Origin of the sequence: Halorhabdus sp. BNX81, from assembly GCF_029229925.1 — an archaeon.
Lineage (GTDB): Archaea > Halobacteriota > Halobacteria > Halobacteriales > Haloarculaceae > Halorhabdus.
The window spans coordinates 1,005,219-1,024,693 of record NZ_CP107254.1; the positions used below are offsets into that span (position 1 = coordinate 1,005,219).

26 protein-coding genes are annotated in these 19,475 nt (G+C 63.1%); 19 read left to right on the forward strand and 7 right to left on the reverse strand.

The genetic code is table 11. The features are described from left to right. The first annotated feature begins 58 nt into the window (after positions 1–58). The 3 genes from HBNXHr_RS05000 (at position 59) to HBNXHr_RS05010 (ending at position 2,865) form a co-directional block, all read left to right on the forward strand. Positions 59–1,315, forward strand: a complete 1,257-nt coding sequence (locus HBNXHr_RS05000) for a Glu/Leu/Phe/Val dehydrogenase (RefSeq protein ID WP_275883390.1) — start codon at positions 59–61, stop codon at positions 1,313–1,315. A gap of 77 nt (positions 1,316–1,392) precedes the next feature. Next, entirely contained in the window at positions 1,393–1,884 is a 492-nt protein-coding gene (locus HBNXHr_RS05005) for an SRPBCC family protein (RefSeq protein ID WP_275883391.1), read from the forward strand. Between the two features lie 72 nt (positions 1,885–1,956). Then, positions 1,957–2,865 (forward strand): DMT family transporter, encoded by a 909-nt coding sequence (locus tag HBNXHr_RS05010; RefSeq protein WP_275883392.1) that lies wholly within the window; start codon positions 1,957–1,959, stop codon positions 2,863–2,865. A gap of 126 nt (positions 2,866–2,991) precedes the next feature. On the opposite strand, the gene HBNXHr_RS05015 is transcribed toward HBNXHr_RS05010, so the two are convergent. The 3 genes from HBNXHr_RS05015 to HBNXHr_RS05025 are packed head-to-tail and all read right to left on the reverse strand — an operon-like array spanning position 2,992 to position 5,231. Next, positions 2,992–3,822 carry an alpha/beta hydrolase gene (locus HBNXHr_RS05015; protein ID WP_275883393.1) on the reverse strand — a complete coding sequence of 277 codons (831 nt, stop codon included), beginning with the start codon at positions 3,820–3,822 and terminating at the stop codon, positions 2,992–2,994. A gap of 35 nt (positions 3,823–3,857) precedes the next feature. After that, positions 3,858–4,655: an RIO1 family regulatory kinase/ATPase gene (locus HBNXHr_RS05020; protein ID WP_275883394.1), complete on the reverse strand. Its 798-nt coding sequence runs from the start codon at positions 4,653–4,655 to the stop codon at positions 3,858–3,860. A 39-nt stretch (positions 4,656–4,694) separates the two neighbouring features. Further along, positions 4,695–5,231 (reverse strand): GNAT family protein, encoded by a 537-nt coding sequence (locus HBNXHr_RS05025; RefSeq protein WP_275883395.1) that lies wholly within the window; start codon positions 5,229–5,231, stop codon positions 4,695–4,697. Between the two features lie 104 nt (positions 5,232–5,335). Between HBNXHr_RS05025 and nth the strand changes: the two genes are divergently transcribed. After that, positions 5,336–6,022 (forward strand): endonuclease III, encoded by a 687-nt coding sequence (nth, locus tag HBNXHr_RS05030; protein WP_275883396.1) that lies wholly within the window; start codon positions 5,336–5,338, stop codon positions 6,020–6,022. 30 nt (positions 6,023–6,052) lie between these two features. On the opposite strand, the gene HBNXHr_RS05035 is transcribed toward nth, so the two are convergent. After that, positions 6,053–6,550 carry a hypothetical protein gene (locus HBNXHr_RS05035; RefSeq protein ID WP_275883397.1) on the reverse strand — a complete coding sequence of 166 codons (498 nt, stop codon included), beginning with the start codon at positions 6,548–6,550 and terminating at the stop codon, positions 6,053–6,055. A 148-nt stretch (positions 6,551–6,698) separates the two neighbouring features. Between HBNXHr_RS05035 and HBNXHr_RS05040 the strand changes: the two genes are divergently transcribed. The 8 genes from HBNXHr_RS05040 (at position 6,699) to HBNXHr_RS05075 (ending at position 11,830) form a co-directional block, all read left to right on the forward strand. After that, on the forward strand, positions 6,699–7,517 hold the full coding sequence (locus HBNXHr_RS05040) for a hypothetical protein (RefSeq protein ID WP_275883398.1): 819 nt from the start codon (positions 6,699–6,701) through the stop codon (positions 7,515–7,517). A 127-nt stretch (positions 7,518–7,644) separates the two neighbouring features. Then, positions 7,645–8,283 carry a halocyanin domain-containing protein gene (locus tag HBNXHr_RS05045; protein ID WP_275883399.1) on the forward strand — a complete coding sequence of 213 codons (639 nt, stop codon included), beginning with the start codon at positions 7,645–7,647 and terminating at the stop codon, positions 8,281–8,283. Further along, positions 8,283–8,681, forward strand: coding sequence for a hypothetical protein (locus tag HBNXHr_RS05050; protein WP_275740062.1), 399 nt, complete (start codon positions 8,283–8,285; stop codon positions 8,679–8,681). The genes HBNXHr_RS05045 and HBNXHr_RS05050 overlap by 1 nt, the downstream gene beginning before the upstream one ends. Before the next feature lie 2 nt (positions 8,682–8,683). Then, positions 8,684–9,553 carry a ubiquinol-cytochrome c reductase iron-sulfur subunit gene (locus tag HBNXHr_RS05055; protein WP_275740064.1) on the forward strand — a complete coding sequence of 290 codons (870 nt, stop codon included), beginning with the start codon at positions 8,684–8,686 and terminating at the stop codon, positions 9,551–9,553. A 4-nt stretch (positions 9,554–9,557) separates the two neighbouring features. Beyond that, positions 9,558–10,361, forward strand: a complete 804-nt coding sequence (locus HBNXHr_RS05060) for a cytochrome bc complex cytochrome b subunit (protein WP_275883400.1) — start codon at positions 9,558–9,560, stop codon at positions 10,359–10,361. A 2-nt stretch (positions 10,362–10,363) separates the two neighbouring features. Further along, positions 10,364–11,206, forward strand: a complete 843-nt coding sequence (locus HBNXHr_RS05065; RefSeq protein ID WP_275883401.1) for a cytochrome bc complex cytochrome b subunit — start codon at positions 10,364–10,366, stop codon at positions 11,204–11,206. Continuing rightward, positions 11,203–11,574: a hypothetical protein gene (locus HBNXHr_RS14310; RefSeq protein WP_345799503.1), complete on the forward strand. Its 372-nt coding sequence runs from the start codon at positions 11,203–11,205 to the stop codon at positions 11,572–11,574. Before HBNXHr_RS05065 ends, HBNXHr_RS14310 begins: the two co-directional genes overlap by 4 nt. Further along, positions 11,567–11,830, forward strand: a complete 264-nt coding sequence (locus HBNXHr_RS05075) for a hypothetical protein (protein ID WP_275883402.1) — start codon at positions 11,567–11,569, stop codon at positions 11,828–11,830. The genes HBNXHr_RS14310 and HBNXHr_RS05075 overlap by 8 nt, the downstream gene beginning before the upstream one ends. A gap of 156 nt (positions 11,831–11,986) precedes the next feature. Here HBNXHr_RS05075 and HBNXHr_RS05080 read toward each other — a convergent pair whose 3' ends face one another. The 3 genes from HBNXHr_RS05080 to HBNXHr_RS05090 all read right to left on the reverse strand — a co-directional run bounded on the left by HBNXHr_RS05080 (position 11,987) and on the right by HBNXHr_RS05090 (position 13,986). Continuing rightward, on the reverse strand, positions 11,987–12,520 hold the full coding sequence (locus tag HBNXHr_RS05080; RefSeq protein WP_275883403.1) for a hypothetical protein: 534 nt from the start codon (positions 12,518–12,520) through the stop codon (positions 11,987–11,989). 80 nt (positions 12,521–12,600) lie between these two features. Next, complete coding sequence (locus HBNXHr_RS05085) at positions 12,601–13,038, reverse strand: hypothetical protein (RefSeq protein ID WP_275740073.1); 438 nt, start codon at positions 13,036–13,038, stop codon at positions 12,601–12,603. Positions 13,039–13,209: 171 nt separating this feature from the next. Further along, positions 13,210–13,986 carry an NAD(+)/NADH kinase gene (locus tag HBNXHr_RS05090; protein WP_275883404.1) on the reverse strand — a complete coding sequence of 259 codons (777 nt, stop codon included), beginning with the start codon at positions 13,984–13,986 and terminating at the stop codon, positions 13,210–13,212. 286 nt (positions 13,987–14,272) lie between these two features. Here HBNXHr_RS05090 and HBNXHr_RS05095 point away from each other — a divergent pair, with 286 nt between their 5' ends. The 7 genes from HBNXHr_RS05095 to coaBC all read left to right on the forward strand — a co-directional run bounded on the left by HBNXHr_RS05095 (position 14,273) and on the right by coaBC (position 19,460). Beyond that, positions 14,273–14,902 (forward strand): halocyanin domain-containing protein, encoded by a 630-nt coding sequence (locus HBNXHr_RS05095; RefSeq protein ID WP_275883405.1) that lies wholly within the window; start codon positions 14,273–14,275, stop codon positions 14,900–14,902. A gap of 294 nt (positions 14,903–15,196) precedes the next feature. Next, a complete protein-coding gene (locus HBNXHr_RS05100) occupies positions 15,197–15,574 on the forward strand; it encodes a type IV pilin N-terminal domain-containing protein (RefSeq protein ID WP_275883406.1) in 378 nt (125 codons plus the stop codon). Positions 15,575–15,598: 24 nt separating this feature from the next. Next, positions 15,599–16,105 carry a type IV pilin N-terminal domain-containing protein gene (locus HBNXHr_RS05105; protein ID WP_275883407.1) on the forward strand — a complete coding sequence of 169 codons (507 nt, stop codon included), beginning with the start codon at positions 15,599–15,601 and terminating at the stop codon, positions 16,103–16,105. A gap of 182 nt (positions 16,106–16,287) precedes the next feature. Beyond that, positions 16,288–17,451 carry a tryptophan synthase subunit beta gene (gene trpB, locus HBNXHr_RS05110; RefSeq protein WP_275883408.1) on the forward strand — a complete coding sequence of 388 codons (1,164 nt, stop codon included), beginning with the start codon at positions 16,288–16,290 and terminating at the stop codon, positions 17,449–17,451. Positions 17,452–17,522: 71 nt separating this feature from the next. Next, on the forward strand, positions 17,523–17,771 hold the full coding sequence (locus tag HBNXHr_RS05115; protein WP_275883409.1) for a hypothetical protein: 249 nt from the start codon (positions 17,523–17,525) through the stop codon (positions 17,769–17,771). A gap of 230 nt (positions 17,772–18,001) precedes the next feature. Next, the gene (locus tag HBNXHr_RS05120; RefSeq protein WP_275883410.1) at positions 18,002–18,211 is read left to right on the forward strand and encodes a hypothetical protein; all 210 of its coding nucleotides are present in this window, start codon (positions 18,002–18,004) and stop codon (positions 18,209–18,211) included. A gap of 88 nt (positions 18,212–18,299) precedes the next feature. Beyond that, the gene (gene coaBC, locus HBNXHr_RS05125) at positions 18,300–19,460 is read left to right on the forward strand and encodes a bifunctional phosphopantothenoylcysteine decarboxylase/phosphopantothenate--cysteine ligase CoaBC (protein WP_275883411.1); all 1,161 of its coding nucleotides are present in this window, start codon (positions 18,300–18,302) and stop codon (positions 19,458–19,460) included. The last annotated feature ends 15 nt before the right edge of the window (positions 19,461–19,475 follow it).

Sequence of the window (19,475 nt, forward strand, 5' to 3'; positions counted from 1 at the left end):
TATGTGAGTGCCTGATCGACAACGATGGACTTAACAGTACCCTCCCGGAAGTGGACGTATGTCAAATTCGGTCAATCCGTTCGAGAGCTTACAGTCACAGATCGACGACGCGTCGGCGTCCCTCGATGCCGGCGACGACGTCCTGGAGAGCCTGAAACACCCCCAGCGCGTCCTGGAGACGACGCTCACCGTCGAAATGGACGACGGGAGCCTCGAGACGTTCAAAGCGTTCCGATCGCAGTTCAACGACGCCCGCGGCCCGTACAAGGGTGGCATCCGCTATCATCCGGGCGTCAACCGCGACGAGGTCAAGGCACTGTCGGGCTGGATGGTTTATAAGTGTGCGACGGTCGGAATCCCGCTCGGCGGCGGCAAGGGCGGCATCGTCATCGACCCGAGCGAGTATTCGGAGAGTGAACTCGAACGCATCACGCGAGCCTTCGCGGTGGAACTTCGGCCGCTGATCGGTGAGGATCGAGACGTTCCTGCGCCGGACGTCAACACCGGCCAGCGCGAGATGAACTGGATCAAGGACACCTACGAGACACTGGAGAACACCACCGAACCCGGTGTCGTCACCGGGAAGTCCCTCGACAGTGGCGGCAGCGAGGGTCGCGTCGAGGCGACCGGTCGCTCGTCGATGCTGGTCGCCCGCGAGGCCTTTTCGTACCTCGATCGGGACATCAGCGAGGCGACCGTCGCGGTCCAGGGCTACGGGAACGCCGGCTGGATCACGGCCGATCTGCTCGAAGATCTCGGGGCCTCGATCGTCGCCGTCTCGGACTCCTCGGGTGCGATCCGGACCGACGGCGAATTCGATGCTCGCGCGGTCAAAGACCACAAGCGAGAGACGGGCAGCGTCGTCGGCTACGCCGGTGCCGACGAGGAACTCACCAACGACGAACTCCTGACGCTGGACGTCGATATTCTGGTGCCGGCGGCACTCGAAAACGCCATCGACGAGGAACTCGCCGCCGATGTCACGGCGGACGTCATCGTCGAAGCAGCCAACGGGCCGCTGACCCCCAAAGCTGACGAAGTGCTCGCAGACGAGGACGTCCTGGTCATTCCGGACATTCTGGCGAACGCGGGCGGCGTCACCGTCTCCTACTTCGAGTGGGTGCAGAACCGCCAGCGCAACTACTGGAGCGAGGAGCGCGTCAACGAGGAACTCGAAGACGTGATCGTCACTGCCTTCGATGATCTCGTGTCCGCTTACGAGGACGAAGACCTGCCGACGCTGCGGGTCGCAGCTTACGTCGTTGCCCTCCGTCGCGTCCTCTCGGCGAGTGAGCAGGCAGGCCACTGGGGCTAACACGGCTACTTTCACTCACCACGGTCGATCCGCTGAGCCGCCCGTGACGTTTTGGCGATCCGCCTCCTAACTGGTGTATGTCTGTCTACGAGCGATCAGTCCACGTCGACGCCCCGTTCGAGGACGTCTGGGAGTTTCACTCGACGATCGACGGGCTGGACGCCCTGACGCCGGGCTGGGTCAATCTCCGAGCCGAATCCGTCCGTGGCCCCGACGGCGAGGACGATCCCGACGAAATGATCGTCGGCACGACGGCGATCGTGTCGCTTCGCCCGTTCGGCGTCGGGCCACGCCAGAAGTCGACGACACGGATCGTCGAGCGCGAACGGACGGGCGGCGATGGGCGGGAGACGGGCTACTTTGTCGACGAGATGTCCGGCGGCCCGTTCGCCCACTGGCGACACACCCACCGTTTCGAGGCCGTCGAGGGTGGGACGCGAATCACTGATCACGTCGAGTACCGACTGGCTGGTGGCGCGCTCGGCAGGCTCGCGAGCCCGCTCGCAGTGGTCGGCTTCGCGCCGATGTTCCGGTATCGCCATCGACAGACGAAGCAGCTTCTGGAGTGAGAAGCCTCCAGCGGGCCGCCGTCGGCATCGGCAACCCGCAAGGCGTAAGCGAATTGCCCGCGATCACCCGGCGTGTCGCGTTCGTTCGTCGATCGGATCGAAAGCGCCCCGCCGCTCGCGGGGCTGTCGGTCGCGGTGCTTGCGGTCTCGACCAGTGCCATTCTGATCCGCTGGAGCGCCGCCCCGTCGATCGTCGCTGCGTTCTATCGTGTGCTTTTCACCACGCTGTTGCTTACGCCCGTGGCGATCTGGCGACAGCCATCGGCGTTCGCCCGGCTCTCGTGGCGGGACGCGGGCGGTGCGGCCCTGGCCGGGGTCGCGCTGGCGATCCACTTCGCCGCCTGGTTCGAGAGTCTGGCGTGGACGAGCGTGGCTGCCTCGGTGACGCTCGTCCAGGCCCAACCGCTGTTCGTCGCTTTCGCCGCCCCGCTCCTGCTCGACGAACGGGTCGGCCCGCGGACCGTCGCCGGCATAGTGCTCGCCGTCGCCGGAATTGCCGTCATGTCGGCAGCGGATCTCCTCGGCGCAGGCGTCCTCGGGCCGAATCCGCTCTACGGGAACGCGCTGGCGCTGCTCGGCGCGCTCGCGATGGCGGGGTACGTCCTCGCCGGGCGATCGATCCGCCAGCGATTGCCCCTGCTCCCGTACGTGATCGTGGTCTATACGGTGGCCGCAGTCACGCTGCTTGTCATTCTCGGTGTGCAGCGTGTGCCGCTACTCGCGTATCCGCCGGCCGAGTGGGTGCTCTTTTTCGCCATGGCGGTCGGTCCGGGCGTGTTCGGTCATACGGTTCTCAACTGGGCACTGGCGCACCTCGAATCGAGCGTCGTCAGTGTGTCGCTGTTGGGGGAACCGGTCGGCTCGACGCTGTTGGCACTCGTGCTGCTCGGAGAGATACCGGGGATCGTGACGGCGCTCGGCGGTGTCGTCGTCCTTTCCGGGATCGTACTGACTGCCCGGGCGCGCCAACAGGGGGCGTGACCTCGCGTCTACAGGTGGGTTGATACTGCGTCTACAAGTGGCCGCCGTGTCCGGATCGAAAATACCGGACCGTCCCTCCCGACCAGCCGGGTTTTTCGAGGGGCGGGATTCACGGACTGGAATCCGTCACACCGTCGCCAGGAACTTCCGAAGTTCCTCGGTGGCGCGCTCGCGTTCGTCCCAGAAGACGCAGTGTCCGGCGTCCTCGATGTGTACGATACGCCCGTCCGGGAGGAGGGAAGCGATCTCCTGTTCGCGCTCGCGTTCGCTCTCGTCGGCGTCGGCTTTCAGGATGAGCGTCGGTGTCTCGATATCGCCGTAGGTCTCGGTCGGATCGACAAATTCCCCTTCGGACACGCGGCCGATCTCGGGTCGGAGTCGCTGTCTGGCTTCGGCCACGCGGCGGGCGAGGTCGGGCTGTCCGCGCTCGGCGAGGTCGCTGAACATGGGGTCGGCTTCGAGGAGTTCTTCGACGCTGTGATCGCGCCACCACGCGATCTGCTCGGCGATATCCGCACCCGGATCTTCCTCGATCACTTCGTTGACTCCCTCGAGCATCCAGACGGGGTCCTCGAGGATGACGGCTCGCGGTCGGTCCGGTTGCGTAGCCGCCGCTTTTGTGACCGTATCGGCACCCATGGAGTGGCCGAACAGGATCGGGTCCTCGAGGGCGAGCGCATCGAGCACGCCGAGTAAGTCAGCCGCTCGCTCGGACGGGCCGTACCCCTCGTCGGGGGCGGCCGAGCGGCCGTGCCCGCGAGCGTCGTACAGCACGACGTCGAAGTCGTCGCCGAGTTCGCGGGCGAGGTCGAGCCGACAGTACCCGTCGTCGGTGAAGCCGTGGGAGACGACGACGGGCGGGCCAGACCCGTTCGTGCGGCAGTAGTGTAACTCGATGCCGTTCGCCTCGACGAATCCGCGCACCCACTGGTCCGGAATCTCAGTCTCTGCACTCATTAGGGCAGACCTCGCGGCCGGGGCAGAAAAATCTTCTATCCGGTGGTAATCTTCTCGATCTCGCCTTTGACGGCTGCCGCGTCGAAGTCGTGATCCGGCCGGATCGTCACGAAATCGAGGAACTCCCGGGCGGCAAGCAGCGTCTCGGCTCCGACGACCTCAATCGCGAGTTCCACCGTTTCGCCAGGACCGAGTAGCGGCGACAGGACGCCAAGCGCGCACGCGACATCGTACGCTCGGGCCTCTGCGATGTCGCCGCGGACGCTCGTCGCGTCGATGAAGTACAGTTCGCCCTCGACGACGAGGACGTTCTCGCTTCGGAGGTCGCCGTGGGCGAGTCCCCCCTGGTGCATTTGATCGAGGGCGGCGAACAGGTCAGGTGCGAGATCGCGAGCGGTAGACACCCCGACCGCTTCGAGCGTCCGAAATGCGGGAACGTATTCGAAGACGAGAACGCCATAGCCCTCCACCTCGAAGGCTTCCACCGGTTCGGGGACGTTGACGCCCACCGACTGCATCCGCTGGGCTGCCTCGAACTCATGTTCGGCCATCTCCACCGGTGTCCCGAAGTGTTCGAAAAAGCCTTCGGTCCCGCTGGTGAACGCGCCGAGGTTGCGGCCGGTCGTCAACAGTGCGTGAACCAGCGAGTGCTGTTGGGAGATGATCTTCACGAAATAGCGGTCGTTGACGACCAGCGGCACCGACAGCCAGTTGTTGGCGTCCAAAAACTCGATGCGGCCCGCCGGCTCGTCGTAGCGGTCCAGGACGGCCTCGACGATGGTTTCGAGCTGTGGCCAGGCGATCTGCCCGCGCAACAACCGACGGACGGCCATACTAAAACGCCGGCACCCAGGGTCAAATGCCTTCTGTCGTCACTCGGCGTCGGCCCCGAACTCCTTGGCCAACAACCCGTAGCGATACACGTCGACGCGCTCGCCCCGGACGAAAGCGTGGTCACGGAAGACGCCTTCGCGTTCGAACCCGACGGATTCAAGCACGGCTTGGGAGGCGTCGTTATCTTCGTAGACGTTCGCATACACCTTCGCCAGCCGGTGATCCTCGAAGCCGTACCGAACGAGCCGTCGGGCGGCATCACTCGCGTAACCGTTCCCCTGAGCGTCGGGGTGGAGGTAGTAGCCGAGTTCGGCCGTCCCCCAGACGTCGAACATCTCGTTGAGGCCGATCGTCCCGACTGGCTCGTCGTCCGCACAGATCAGCAAGTGGATATCGTCGCTGTCGCCGAGACTCTCGATCCATTCGCGCTCCTGCTGGTCGTTCAATGGATCGTACGCTCCAAGCGCCGGCCAGACATCGGGGTGGTTGATGGTCTCGGCGAGGAACTCGGCGTCGTCAGCTTCGATCGGTCGTAACGTGATGTCGTCACCGCGCAGGAACGTGTGGCCCGGCATGGATTTCCGATCTAGTTGATCGATCACAAAACTATCGGTTTCGGGCTCCCGGCAGTGGCCGCCGAACCCGACACCGCAAAGAGTGACCCACCGGTAACACGCATATGGGAACGCCGCTGGAACCGCGTTCGGCACAGGCCACGGAAGTCATCGACCGATTGCACGACGCCTACCCCGATGCCACAATTTCGCTCACCTTCTCGAACCGGCTTGAACTGCTCGTCGCCGTTGTCCTCTCGGCACAGTGTACCGACGAGCGCGTCAACGAAACGACGCCGGACCTCTTCGAGACGTACCAGACGCCCGAAGACTACGCCGCCGCGGAGGAAGGCGAACTCGCCGAGGACATCTACGGCATCACCTTCCACAACAACAAAGCGGGGTATCTGAAGGGGATCGGCGAGCGCCTCGTCGAGGAGCACGACGGCGAGGTGCCGGACACGATGGACGCGCTGACCGACCTTCCGGGCGTCGGTCGGAAGACCGCGAACGTCGTCCTCCAGCACGGTCACGACGTTGTCGAGGGGATCGTCGTCGACACACACGTCCAGCGGCTCACCCGTCGCCTGGGGCTCACCGAGGAGGAGCGGCCCGACGCCATCGAGGACGATCTGATGGAGATCATCCCCGAAGACGAGTGGCAGGCATTTACCCACCTCATGATTAGCCACGGCCGAGCGGTCTGTACGGCGCGGAATCCTGACTGTGGGGAGTGTGAACTCGAAGATGTTTGTCCCTCCTCGAAACGCGACAGTGACGTGGATCTTGCGAGCGGCGAGGACTGGGAGTGACGTGCGGACGCTTGGGTACGATCCGGCTGGTCACCCGAGTGGCTGGTACTTGATGACGTATCGGATGATCCCCGTCAGGAAGGCAAGCAGCCAGAAGACGGTGTACCCGACGACGCCGATCCGGAGGCGAGCGCGCCAGTGACCCAGATCCAGGTCTTCGGTCTCCGCTTCGAGGGCGTCCAGATCGAAGGACGACGACCGACGATACGCCTCGGAGGCCCACTTCGCCCGGAGAATCCGAACGATCCCGGTCGCGGCCAGCGTAAAGAAGGCGTAGGCTTGCAGGCCGAGGAACGCGTGGATGACCGCGAAGCCGGTGAACTGGCTCCAGAGCTTCGGGATCATCCAGCCCACGAGCGGGACGGTCGTCAACCCGAGGCCGAGCCCGACGACCGCAAGATGGGTTCGAAGCACGCGCCAGGTGATCGGATCGTGGACGAGCATCAGCCAGGCACCGTAGAGGAAACAGGGCAGACTCAGTGAGACGGCAAGCACCACCAGCGTGGCAGTCGTCCCATCAGTGACCATCGAGCCGTCTTTCGGCGGGCGGCCGTTAAAACGCGTCGGAGCCGGGGAGACGATGCGGTGCTTGGCAAGTCAGTCGCTCGTTCCACCGCAGGGACAGACGCTACCGTGGGCAGAAACGGTAAGCGTCCACGGGTCGTAGGCGACGGCGATGGCGCCCGCCGAGTCCACGGACGACGCTGTCGACAGCGACCCCTCGCTGTCGGACCTCCGCGAGCAGGTCGAGGAGACGTACGATTTCGAGTCGTTTGGCCCCGCGGAGATGGACGAAATGGACCGCGAGGAATGGGAGGCGGCCTTCGACGCGGAGACGTGGATTACCGGCGCGGAACTGCTCGACCGCCTGGAGGCCGACCTCCGACAACGCGTCGCCGACCGGGATGTCTTCGCCCGGATCGAGCGCGAGAACGATCGACTGCTGGCCTATTCGGACGAGAGTTACGCCGTCGTCTACCCCGACGGCACCGTCGAGGGTGAGGGGACAGTGCGCCGCGATGTCGAACCCTCCGTGGCACTCTGTTCGATGGAATCCTACGACGTGCCCGAGCCCCCTGCGGGTGACGTGCTTCCTGACCCCGACGAGGTGGCGGAGGGCGATGGCGAACTCGGCAATATCATGGTCCAATTGCTCTCGGTCGTTCAACTGCTTGCCGGCGTGGTCCTGCTCGGGTACGGTTTTCTGGGCAACGGGATCGCGTTCGTGGCCGGTCTGGGACTGACCGGTATCGGCCTGTTCCTGCTGGTGGTGGTTGCCAACGCCCGACTTTCGGAAGCTTTCCGGGCCGACGCATACCGAACCCGCCTTCGGGAGATGGGGGCCGAGGGTGACGAACGGCCGGCGTTCGTTCCCGACAGCGAAACGGCTGCGGATGGCCCTGGACAGACGAACGAACGAAATCGGAGCCGTGACCGGGTACGGCCACCGGAGACGGCCGACGGCAGGGACGCCGGGCAAGCCGATGACGGGTGACGAGACCGATCGATCGGCCGTGCGGACGAACGACCGGGCCGGGGCAGTCTCGATTCGCCGGGGGCAACCGGTAAATGGCACCGTAATTGGCGGTTTTATACAAACACAACTCCGAGTGTCGGTACACATGCATAGACGGGACTTTCTCCGATCTGCCGGGACGGTGACCGGCGGGGCGGCAGCCGCGGGGGCGGTTGGCTCCGTCGCCGCCCAGGAAGACGGCTCGGGCGGCGCCCAGCCGGATTATGGCGGGTGGTTCTCGAACGTGAGCAACTTTTCATCGACAGTCGACCGCCGTGGCGAGGACGAGATTACGGTCGAAGTCGGCGTCGAGGCCAACACCAACTACTACGGGTTTGGCCCGGCGGCCGTGTGGGTCGACCCGGACACGACCGTCATCTGGGAGTGGACTGGTCGGGGGAATGCCCACAACGTCGTCGCCGACGACGACTCGTTCACCTCGGGGTCGGCCGTTGCCGAGGCAGGCACGACCTACGAACGGACGTTCTCAGAGGCCGGCATCCACAAGTACTACTGCCAGCCCCACGAACTGAGCGGCATGAAAGGGGCGATCGTCGTCGGTGACGACGTGCCGACGGTCGCTGCCGACGCATCGACACCGGTCAACCCAGAGCACATGGGCGTCCCCTTCCAGCCCCATTACGTCGGGATCGCCACGCTGCTGGGTATCTCCTCGACGCTCGCGTTCACGTTTTACCTGCTGAAGTACGGCGAATCCGCACACTCGAAAGGGGGGAGCGACTGATGTCCTCCTCGGGCAGCACCTACGGCGACATCCACCGGTACGAGCCGCCACGCGAGAGTGCGGCCGCGGCCCTTGGGATCGTCCTGTTGACGCTTGTCGAGATCGTGTTGGTGGGGATGTTCACCTACGGCCTCATCAACGGCTGGGGCATCGCCGCGAACGACGGCGGGTTCGGGAACATGTTCCTCGGGACCGTTCTCGCGACGATGTTCGTCAACCTCGCCTTTATCCTGCTTTTGTACCGCAAGGAGTTTCTCCCCGATGTCATGATCGTCAAGAAGCGACGCCGCAAGTGGGAGGATCTCTACATCCGTGAGGAGGACGCCGACGGCGAGTCGCTGACTGACGGCGCAACGGAGAGTTTCAAACGCGCGATCTACCCCTATTACAAACGATAACCATGTCACACGAAGACAAGTATCCGGAAGAATCAGGCCGACGCCGCTTCGTCAAGGGCGTCGTCGGATCGGCCGTTCTCGGCACCGTCGCGACCGGCGGCGCGACCGCGATCGGGCTGACGACGGCACCGTCGGGCGTCGGCGGCGGGATCACGCCGTATATCGGCATCAAGAACACCGACGGCCCGGCCCCACGCGGGATGCCGATCGTCCCGGTCGAGATCCAGGACGACGGCACGATCGCCGGCGTCTGGCCGGACACCGAGGAAAAGACCGTCCAGGGACAGACCGTCACCGTCGCCGAGATGGATATGGGTGGGACGACCTACAGTTCGACGTGGTTCCAGTACTGTGGCGTCCAGACGTACGCCGGCATCAGTCCAGACGCCGATCAGGACGACGCCTTTCGCTCGTCCTCGGGGACCTACGACTGGCAAAGCGACATCGAGGACGGGCAGGCGCTTACCCTGTCTGATTTCGATGATTACGAGGAATGGGGCAACGACATCGGCGAGTCCGGCCTCGGGAAGCCGGCGTCGGCGGGCTGGCGCTCGGAGGGTGACAACGTCCAGACGATCCCGGTCCAGGTGCTCCGCAGCCCTGAAGTCTCGAAGATGGTCAACGGGGAAGGCGATTACAGTGACCTCTCGTCCGGTGTCCGCTCGTTCCTCGACGCCGCGACCGAGGACGACGTGATGGCCTGGCTCAACAAGTGTACACACTTCTGCTGTGTGCCTGGGTTCAAGGCGTACGGCGGGAGCGAACGCTTCAACGCCGAGAACGAAGTGTACTGTCAGTGCCACCAGTCGGTGTACGACCCGTTCCAACCAGTCCAGCGACAGTTCACGGCGCTGCCGCGCCCGGGGGAATGACCCGATGAGTCTCGAACGTCCCGACGATCACGACCACGACGCCTGGATGGAACAGCGGGACTTCTCGCGGGTCGAACGCATGTACCTGACAGTCCTCATCTGGTTCGACAAGCGCCTCCGGATCGTCGACTACCTTGAGATCCTGGAGGGGCTGTACTACAAGGTCAACATGCAGATGCCAAAGAGCCACACCGAGCAGTACGGGCTCGACAACAAGTTCTGGTACTGGTATCCGCTGTACGCGCTGGGGTCGTTCTCGACGCTCGCGTACATCGTGGCGGCGATCTCGGGTGCCCTGCTCGGGTTTTACTACTCGCCGGGTGCGCTGGGCTCGTCGGGCGATCCGACGATCGCCTACGAGTCACTCACGTTCATCATGACCGACCTGAACTTCGGGTTCATGCTCCGGAGTATCCACCGGTGGGCGGCCCAGGTCATGGTCGCCGCTGTCTTCCTCCACATGCTGCGGGTCTACTTCACCGGCGCGTACAAGGAGCCACGGGAGCTCAACTGGCTGCTCGGCATCGTCCTGATCAGCCTGACGCTGCTGTTTGGCTACTCGGGGTACCTGCTGCCCTGGGACCAACTCGCCTTCTGGGCCGGCCAGATCGGCGTCGAGATGTCATTATCGATCCCACTCATCGGTGAGTGGGTCGCCCAGCTCATCTTCGGTGGGTTCACACCGAACCCGGCGACGCTCCAGCGGATGTACATCCTCCACGTGTTCTTCCTCCCGTTCGTGGTCACCACGTTGATCGCCGTTCACATCGCAATCGTCTGGATGCAGGGCATCGCCGAACCGCACTAACCATGACCGAGCACGATTCACCCGACGACGGAGTCAGCGAGCAACCGACCGACGAGGACCCCGTCCGGGCCGACGAGGGGCCAGCCCGGACCGGCGAGGAGCGTGTCCGGACCGACGGCGGCGAGACGGGCATCGTCCCGCCGGACGACGAGACGCCGACCTGGAGCGAGCGCAAGGAGCGCCGACAGGGGCTCGCCAGGACGACGTACGAGTATTTCGAACGCTCACGCCGCGAAGACCAGGATCTCCGTGAGGAATCCGACTACGTCGAACGCGACGTGCTGGGCTTTCCGACCTGGCCCCACGAGGTCGTTCGGAACCTCGCGCTGACGAGCTTCTTCGTCGGCATGCTGGTGTTCCTGGCGGCGGCGCTGCCGCCACACATCGGCGCGCCGGCCAACTCCGGGGTCACGCCCCCGACGATCCTGCCTGACTGGTATCTCTACTGGTCGTTTGGCCTGCTGAAACTCGGGCCGCTGAACCCCGACCTGGCGTTGCTGGGGGGCCAGAAGCTCATGGCCGACCGGACCTTCGGCGTGATGGCCAACCTCGTCGTCGTCGGTGCGATCGCCGTCGTGCCGTTCATCAACAAGGGCAGCGCCCGTCGCCCGGTCGAACAGCCGTTCTGGGCGGCCGTTGGGGTCTTCGGCGTCATCCTCTCGGTGACGCTCGCAGCGCTGTCGATCAAGAACCTCCTTCCCCTCGACTCGCATCTCCTGTTCGACCTGACGTTCCTGCTGCCGTTCGTGGGTGCGTTCATCACCTACGCGGCGCTGAAGTCGATGCGGGAGGGCTACATGTTCGAACTCAACCGCCGGTACTACCGGCTTCGTCCACCAAAATGACAATGACGTACGCAACTCAATCCGCCGGGACGCCGACCGAATCGACGGCGACTGACGCCGGTGCCGAGACCGATCACGCCGAGAGTACTGGAAGCAGCGATGCGGGCCGCCGGGATGTCGTCGTCCCGCTACGAGTGTACAAGGCCGTGACGGTCTTCTCGACGCTGTTTGCGATTCTGGCCATCGTCGTCGGGTTCGTCGTGCTCGATACGGCGACCAACCGCGGTATGGCTGCCGTTTCGGCGATCGATCCGCTGCTGGCGCTGTTGGGGCTCGGCTCGATCCTCTTCGGTGCGGTCGTCTACGCGTTCTCGACACGGTTCCGTACCGAGGGCATGGCCGGCGAGGGAGGTGAGACGGATGGCTGACGAGTTCATGAAAGGGTTCGGTATCCTGGTGACGGCCGGGCTCGGGTGGTTGGTCGTCGCCGGCTGGTACAAGACGCCGTCCTTCCAGGGACCACAGCTCCTTGGCACCTACCCGGAGAACCCCGACTTCTACACCCAGATCGCCATGGTCGTCGGCGAAGGGCTGTTTTACTTCGCGATCCTGGGGGCACTCGCCTTCTGGGTGCTCGTTCCCGCGATCAATCAGGCCCGCGCGGCCTACGCCGATCGAAAATAAGACGGCTGTCTCCGTTTCTGGACCGGCTATCGGAGTCTCTCGATGGGTCGAAGCCACAGCCAGAGGCCAATCAGGAGGGTCGCGACGACGCCTCCGAGAAGGGGCCACGGGGAATGTAACGTCACCCAGGCGACAACCAGCCCGAGGAGAAACGAGTCAAACTAGCCGGAGGCTCCAGTCCCCCGAGCGGATCCGCAACAGCCCAATCGTTGTCACCACAATACCGAGCAGGAAGATCGGTCCAACGATCATGATGCCCCAGCCGAGCCCCGCATCGTGGGCCAGCATCGCGTAACACTCCCCCTGGTATTCGATCGGCGTTCGCATGATGGCGTCTGTCACGTACTCGAAATCCGGAGCCGACTGCACCGAATAATAGCTCCCATCGGCTTCCAGCGTACTCTTGAAGATGTCCTGCCCGGTCGCCGAAAGGTTCGAATACGTCGTGTTGTTGCCGAAGCTCATCCAGTCCTCACAGTCCCCAAGTTCATACGAATACTGTGCGGCACGGAACGTGTACCATGCTGCGGCGAGAAACAGGAGCACACCGACGGCGACAGCCGCGATCCCTGTCTTGGCTTTGCGTGCCGTTTGAATGGGATTGCGAGCCCGAGACAGGAGGCCCACCCCGGCAAGGACCGCAAGCCCGGCAGCGCCCAGACATATATACGTCAGTGTGAACGATGGCATGAAAACTGAACGACACCAACTCGGTATAAGTTTTCTGTCTGACGAATCGTCGTCGAGAAAAATCGACACCCGCTACCGGATCAGATGACTGCGTTCCAGGCCGGCGCGACGACGAAGAACAGGCTCTGGTAGCCGACGTATCCGAGCATCAACAGCGACGCGGTGATCGCGCCTTTCGGCCGGTCGAGGTCGACCTCGCGGCGGGCTTCGGCCTTACGTGCCTCGAATTCGAAGAAGTCCGTCAGGAAGAGTCCGAGCACAAGCACCGTGGTGACGAACCCGCCGTGATGGTGTAGCGTCAGGTAGTAAAACGACGCCAGGATGAGCAGGACGTTCGAGACGACGTGGGGCAGGAATCGCGACACTGCATCGGCTCCGCCACTCGCCGCCTGGCTGACGTGACGTCTGTGGGCTAGTATTCGCGTGACCATGTTGACGACAGCCAGCACCAGCAAAAGATACACAACGTTGTTCCCAAGGAGTGTGTCCAGTGGCCCGAACAGCGAAACGGATACCATGGTTGAGCCCACGTGCGGTGTTCATTAGAGTGTTTTCAAACCGGTACTCTTGCCGGCAAGTCGAGTGACCGCTCCCGTGAACCGTTCGACTTTCACTGGAACTGAACACGACGAACGCTCTCTAGCCGCTATCAGGACATGATTGTCTTGACGCCTTCGGCAAGTGGCTGCTCAGGTACGATCACGATCGATGTCGAACGGCGGGTCACTTTCCGGGAGCGACACCACAGAAAGCGTCTCGCCCCGGACGAGCGAGAGCCGATCCGACGGCCCGACCCGACCGTAGGTCCGATCGTCAACCAGGAGCGACACTGGTGCTTCGTCGCGCTTGATCGACATTGACAGGGCAGGGCCGCTGTCGGGGAGCGATAGCGTCCAGTGATCTTTGGTCGTCGAGAACATGCCGACTGGCACGGCAGCGAGGATCTCAGCAGCCGGATCGAGGACCGGGCCGCCCACGCGACGGGCATAGCCACGACTCCCTGTCGGTGTCGCGATCACGACGCCGTCGGCCCGGAACGTGGCGACGGATTCGGCGGGCGTCGAGAGCGAATACTCCGAGATGTGGGCCGGTTCGCTGGTCACCAGCATCACGTCAGCCAGGGCCGTCTCGACGTGTGCATCGTTGACGTACACATCGAGCGTTGTGATTTCCCGGATGGCGTAGTTTCCGTCACGAACCCGTTCGATGGCGGACTGGAGGGTGTCTGCAGGAACGCCGCCGAGTCCGCCGTCGACTGCCACCGGGAGGACTGGTATCGAACACCCTCGCTGGGCGAGTTTGAGGATCGGTGTCTCGCCCACGGCAATCACCGCCGTCGCGTGCTCGTCGATCTCGGTGGGTGTCCCCGGCACCACCTGGACCCCGACCGATCTGACGAGTTCAGCGACCACGCCGGCGTCGTCGCCGACGACGGCGACTGGCCCGTCTCGCAGGTCCTCGCTCATCACACGAACTGTCGCCGGTCGGGGGCAAAAACCCTCCGCACCAGGGTGATCTCCCCGTTGGCCGTTCTCTGGAGAGTACACCGTCTCCCGAAGCGACGGGCGAATTTGGATACGCTGGTTGTCGAGTGCTGGGTCTCGAGAAACTGAGCGGCGATGTCTCGGGGTTGTGGATGTCTCCCCTCTGGAGCCACGCAGACCGCTCGAAGCTCCCCGATTCGACCGGGCGCCAACCGGAGACTATTGTTGGGGCCAACATATATACTACCGGTGGGACCAAACTGTCGCTATGACCGACGATAGTGTCGAATTCTCGCGTCGGGCGCTTCTTCGTGCCAGTGGAACGGCCGCCGGCGGGGCGGCGGCCATCGGCGCGGTCGGCTCCGCCGCGGCCCAGGAGAGTGGCGGCGGTCAGGTCGATTATGGCGGGTGGTTCTCGGACGTGAGTAATTTCTCGTCGACAGTCGACCGCCGTGGCGAGGACGAAATCACGGTCGAGGTTGGTGTCGAAGCCAACCAGGGCTACTACGGGTTTGGCCCGGCGGCCGTGTGGGTCGACCCGGACACGACCGTCACCTGGGAGTGGACTGGTCGGGGGAATGCCCACAACGTCGTCGCCGACGACGATTCGTTCTCCTCGGGGTCGGCCGTTGCCGAGGCGGGTACCACGTACGAACGGACGTTCTCCGAGGCCGGCATCCACAAGTACTACTGCAGCCCTCACGAACTGAACGGTATGAAAGGGGCGATCGTCGTCGGTGACGACGTGCCGACTGTCGAGGTCGAAGGTCCGAGCGGCCCGGTCGTGCCCGAAAGTGCGAAGCTGTTCGGCGTGACGTCCGGATTTGTGATGACTGCCGTGTTGGGCCTGGTGTACTTCTTCATGAAGTACGGCGGCGATTACGGGGACGTCGAGTGACGGCACGAACTGTCAGTCACCGTCACCGACGCCTCCCGCGGGTCGTTTTGTGCGGTCGTCTTCGATCCACCCTTTCGGTTTACTTTTTCGTATGTTGATATTTCGTCTGTCGAAGTGAAATCTCCCCGATGGCGAGCAGATGACACATAGCTAAGAACCTCCTCGGGTGTTATCATCTTCAATAACTTGCCAGGAAGCTTTATGCCGTGATAGGGCGAATGTTTGGTAAGCGCCGTCCGTTCAGCGGATCCCGACCAGCCCGCCCGGTGACGGCGACATACAAACTGATAATCCATGAAGCTCAAACCATTCCTGTTCGACGACGAATCGGGCGTCTCACCAGTCATTGGGGTGATCCTGATGGTCGCCATCACGGTTATCCTGGCGGCTGTCATCGCGACGTTCGTCCTCGGCCTGGGCGAACAGATCAGTGACACGTCACCGCAAGCGAGTTTCGAGTTGCAAGATGATGGCAATACCCTCGTTCACGCTGGTGGCCAAGAATTGCCGGGTGAGGGGACTTTGACTTGGACGGCCACCAAAAACGGGTCCCTCGCGAACAGCCAAGGACCATATAGCGCTGGCGATCCGGTTGTTGATGGTGGGACATACGGAAAACTCACCTGGAGCAACGGCGATACGTCTGCAATCCTCTACGACGGTACCAACTAACGACTCGCAAAAGACGATCAAACCATGAAGCTCAAACCATTCCTGTTCGACGACGAATCGGGCGTCTCACCAGTCATCGGGGTAATCCTGATGGTCGCCATCACGGTCATCCTGGCGGCTGTCATCGCGACGTTCGTCCTCGGTCTGGGTGAACAGATCAGCGAGACATCCCCGAGTGCGACGATTTCAGTCGAGTGGGACGGTCAAACGAATCCCGCTACGGATCCGGTGTTGACCCTCTCTCACGAGGGTGGACAGGCAGTCGATCCATCGAATGTGGAGTTCAGTGGAGCTTTGTCCGATATTAACACTTCCGCATGGTCAGGTAGTGCTTGGGCCAGTGGCGGAGACATCTCTGCCGGCGATACGATGACAATTGGATTTGATAGCAATCTTGACGTTGATATTTCAGAGACTGGTGGTGGCGAAGTCTCGGAGGGTGACACCCTCACGGTGACGTGGAACAAAGAAGATACGTCGGCCATCCTCAAGTCGACCGAGGCTCCGCAGGCCTACGATAGTAACGCCTAATTTCACACCGCCGCTGTTTGCGGTCGGATTCTGTCCGGTGCACGTTCGTTTCGCTCGTGTCTGGGCTTTCTCGCTCCTAACTTTCTTGTGGAATCAAGATCACTTTTCTGCGAGCGTAAGTCGCCGGCCTGGAAGCCATCGATTTCGGTACTCATATTATTGTCACCACGAACCACACACCAATGGCAGAGCACTCCGACGATCCCGGGACGTTTGGCGACTACGGCGGTCGCCACGTGCCCGAACCGCTGCTGGAACCGCTTGCTCACCTCGCCGCCGCGTTCGAGGAGGTCGCGCTCAGCGACGACTTTCAGGACGAGTTTCGCGCGCATCTCCAACACTTCGCCGGGCGACCGACGCCGCTGTATCACGCCAAACGATTATCCGAGGCCTACGGCGCTGAGATCTACCTCAAGCGTGAGGACCTCCTCCACGGCGGCGCACACAAGCTGAACAACACGCTCGGGCAGGCGCTGCTGGCGAAGAAGGCCGGCAAGGACCGACTGATCGCCGAGACTGGAGCCGGGCAACACGGCACCGCGACGGCGATGGTCGGCGCAATGCTTGATCTCGACACGGAAGTCTACATGGGTGAGAAGGACGTCGCCCGCCAGCGGATGAACGTCTTCCGGATGCGACTGATGGGCGCGGAGGTCAAGGAGGTCTCCCGCGGCGGGAAAGGGTTGGCCGACGCCGTCGACGCAGCGCTTGAGGACTTCGCGGAGAACGTTGAGGATACCCACTATCTCGTCGGTTCGGTCGTCGGTCCCGATCCGTTCCCGCGGATGGTTCGGGAGTTCCAGTCAGTCATCGGCGAGGAGGCACGCGAGCAGATGCAAGCGCAGATCGGCGGGTTGCCCGACGCCGCAGTCGCCTGTGTCGGCGGCGGGTCGAACGCGATCGGGCTGTTCGACGCGTTCCGTGACGACGACGTGGCCTTTTACGGTGCGGAGGGCGGCGGTGAAGGTGCTGACTCGAACCGACACGCCGCGCCCCTGGCCGATGGGGAAGACGATGTGCTCCACGGAATGAAGACCCGTGTCATCGACGAGGAGACGGAGGTCCACTCCGTTTCGGCCGGACTGGACTACCCGGGCGTCGGTCCTGAGCACGCGATGTTCAAGGCTGTGGGGCGGTGTGACTACCGGGGTATCACTGACGATGAAGCCCTGGAAGCCTTCCGGGAGCTGAGCATGTTTGAGGGGATCATTCCGGCGCTGGAGACGAGCCACGGACTTGCCCTGGCGAAACAGATCGCCGACGAGCACGACACGATCCTGGTCAATTTGAGTGGCCGCGGCGACAAGGACATGGAGACTGCCGCCGAGCACTTCGATCTGAGCTAACGCGGCCGGTCATCGTACCGAGAGCTCCCCGTTGGGAGAAGATCTATACTTTGATGGGTGAAATTTGACCCATGGTTACGCCGACTGGAACGGATCTCTGGCGGATCGTCGTCTCGACGATCGGGTTTGCACTCGTCCTGTTCGTTCCTGCAATGGTTCTGAAGGAAATGTACCTGGCGCCGGTTAGTCCGCTGGCCAAAGTTGGGATCCAGCTCGGAATCCTCCTCAGTGCTATTTTCCTTGCAATCTTCGTGGTGCGGTCAGACGATATCCCTTGGCCAGGCGACGAGGAGGGCATGACAGGTCGATCAGTACGGTAACGTGTGTCCGTTCTGAGCTATGATTACATCGATTCCGCGCCTCCTGGAGTGATTTTGTGACTGTGGTACGTCACCGAAACCGTGAATTGCAACCAGAACGGATCGCTTTCGACTCTTGCTAGGGGAAGCGACTCATACCAATTCCACGTCGGGTACACCGATGACGCATCGGGCCTTTTGACAGTATTCTGACGTCGGGATATATGCTTACAGCCCACGAGAGCCTTGGCATGAGTCTGAAAGACACTGCTGATACGCCATGGACTAGCTGGGCGATCATGGTGATTGGGGCGATTCTTGGTGCTGTCACCACGGCGGCCGCACTTTACTTCCTCTTTCAGCTGGATCTTCCGCGGGTGCTTGCCGTCGCCGTTGGGTTGCTGTTCGTCGGACTCGGCGTCGGTCGGTTTTACGTCGTCGCCAAGCACGAACTACGCTGAAGGGGCGGACACGTGTGTTCGATGTCCGTCGATTACGGTCGGTCCACCGTTGCGGTGGCTTCTTACACATTGCAATCGAATCCTCGCTATGCTCGAAGACACGAACGTCGTCCTGGGTGTGACGGGGTCGATCGCGGCGGTCAAGACCGTCGAGTTGGCCCACGAACTCCGCCGACGCGGGGCGACGGTTCGGGCGGTCATGACCGGGTCGGCGACGAACATCATTCATCCCTGGGCGGTCGAGTTGGCGACCGATGGCGAGGTCGTCACCGAGATCGGGGGCAGCGTCGAGCACGTCACCTTCTTCGGCGAGGATCCGTGGGGTGACGTGCTCCTGATCGCACCATCGACGGCCAATACTGTCGGGAAGATTGCGAGCGCAATTGACGACACGCCGGTGACCACCTGCGCGACGACAGCGTTGGGTGCCGGCATTCCGGTCGTCATCGCACCCGCGATGCACGAGCCGATGTACGATCATCCGGGTGTCCTTGAGGCGATCGAGCGACTCGAATCGTGGGGCGTCTCCTTCGCTGACCCACGGATCGAGGAATCGAAAGCCAAGATCGCCAGCGAGGAATCGATTGTTTTGGAGACGGCCCGGGCGGCCGGCGAGCGGCCCCTGGAAGGGAAGGAGGTCGTCGTCACCAGCGGCGCGACGACGGAGTCGATCGACGCGATTCGAACGCTGTCGAACCGCGCCTCGGGGACGACTGGCCGGGCGATCGCGAAAGCCTGCTACGTCCGCGGGGCCGATGTGACACTCCTTCACGACGGGCCGAATGTGCCCTATGCCACAGTCGAATCAGTCGAGAGCGCGGCGGAGATGGTGGCGGCTGCCGAGGAGCATGCGCCGGCGGCGGACGCGCTCGTCTCTGCGGCCGCGATCGGTGACTACACCGTCGAGCAGCGGGCGGGGAAGATCACGTCGGGACAGGACGATCTCACACTCGATCTGAAACCGACACCGAAGCTCCTCGATCGGGTTCGAAAGCGCGCGCCGGACCTGCCGATGGTCGGGTTCAAACTGGAGGCTGACGCCGACGACGAATCGCTGACCTCGGCAGCGCGCGATCTGCTGTCGCGGGTCGATCTGTCGTTTGTGGTCGCTAACGATGCGGGGGCCGCTGGTGGGGCAGAGACGCGGGCATTGCTCGTCCGGCCGGAGACGACTGAGGAGTTCCAGGGGTCGAAAGCGTCACTCGGTGGGCGGATCGCCGAGGAACTCGCAGTCGAACTTCCGGAATAACCGTCGCCAGGCTGA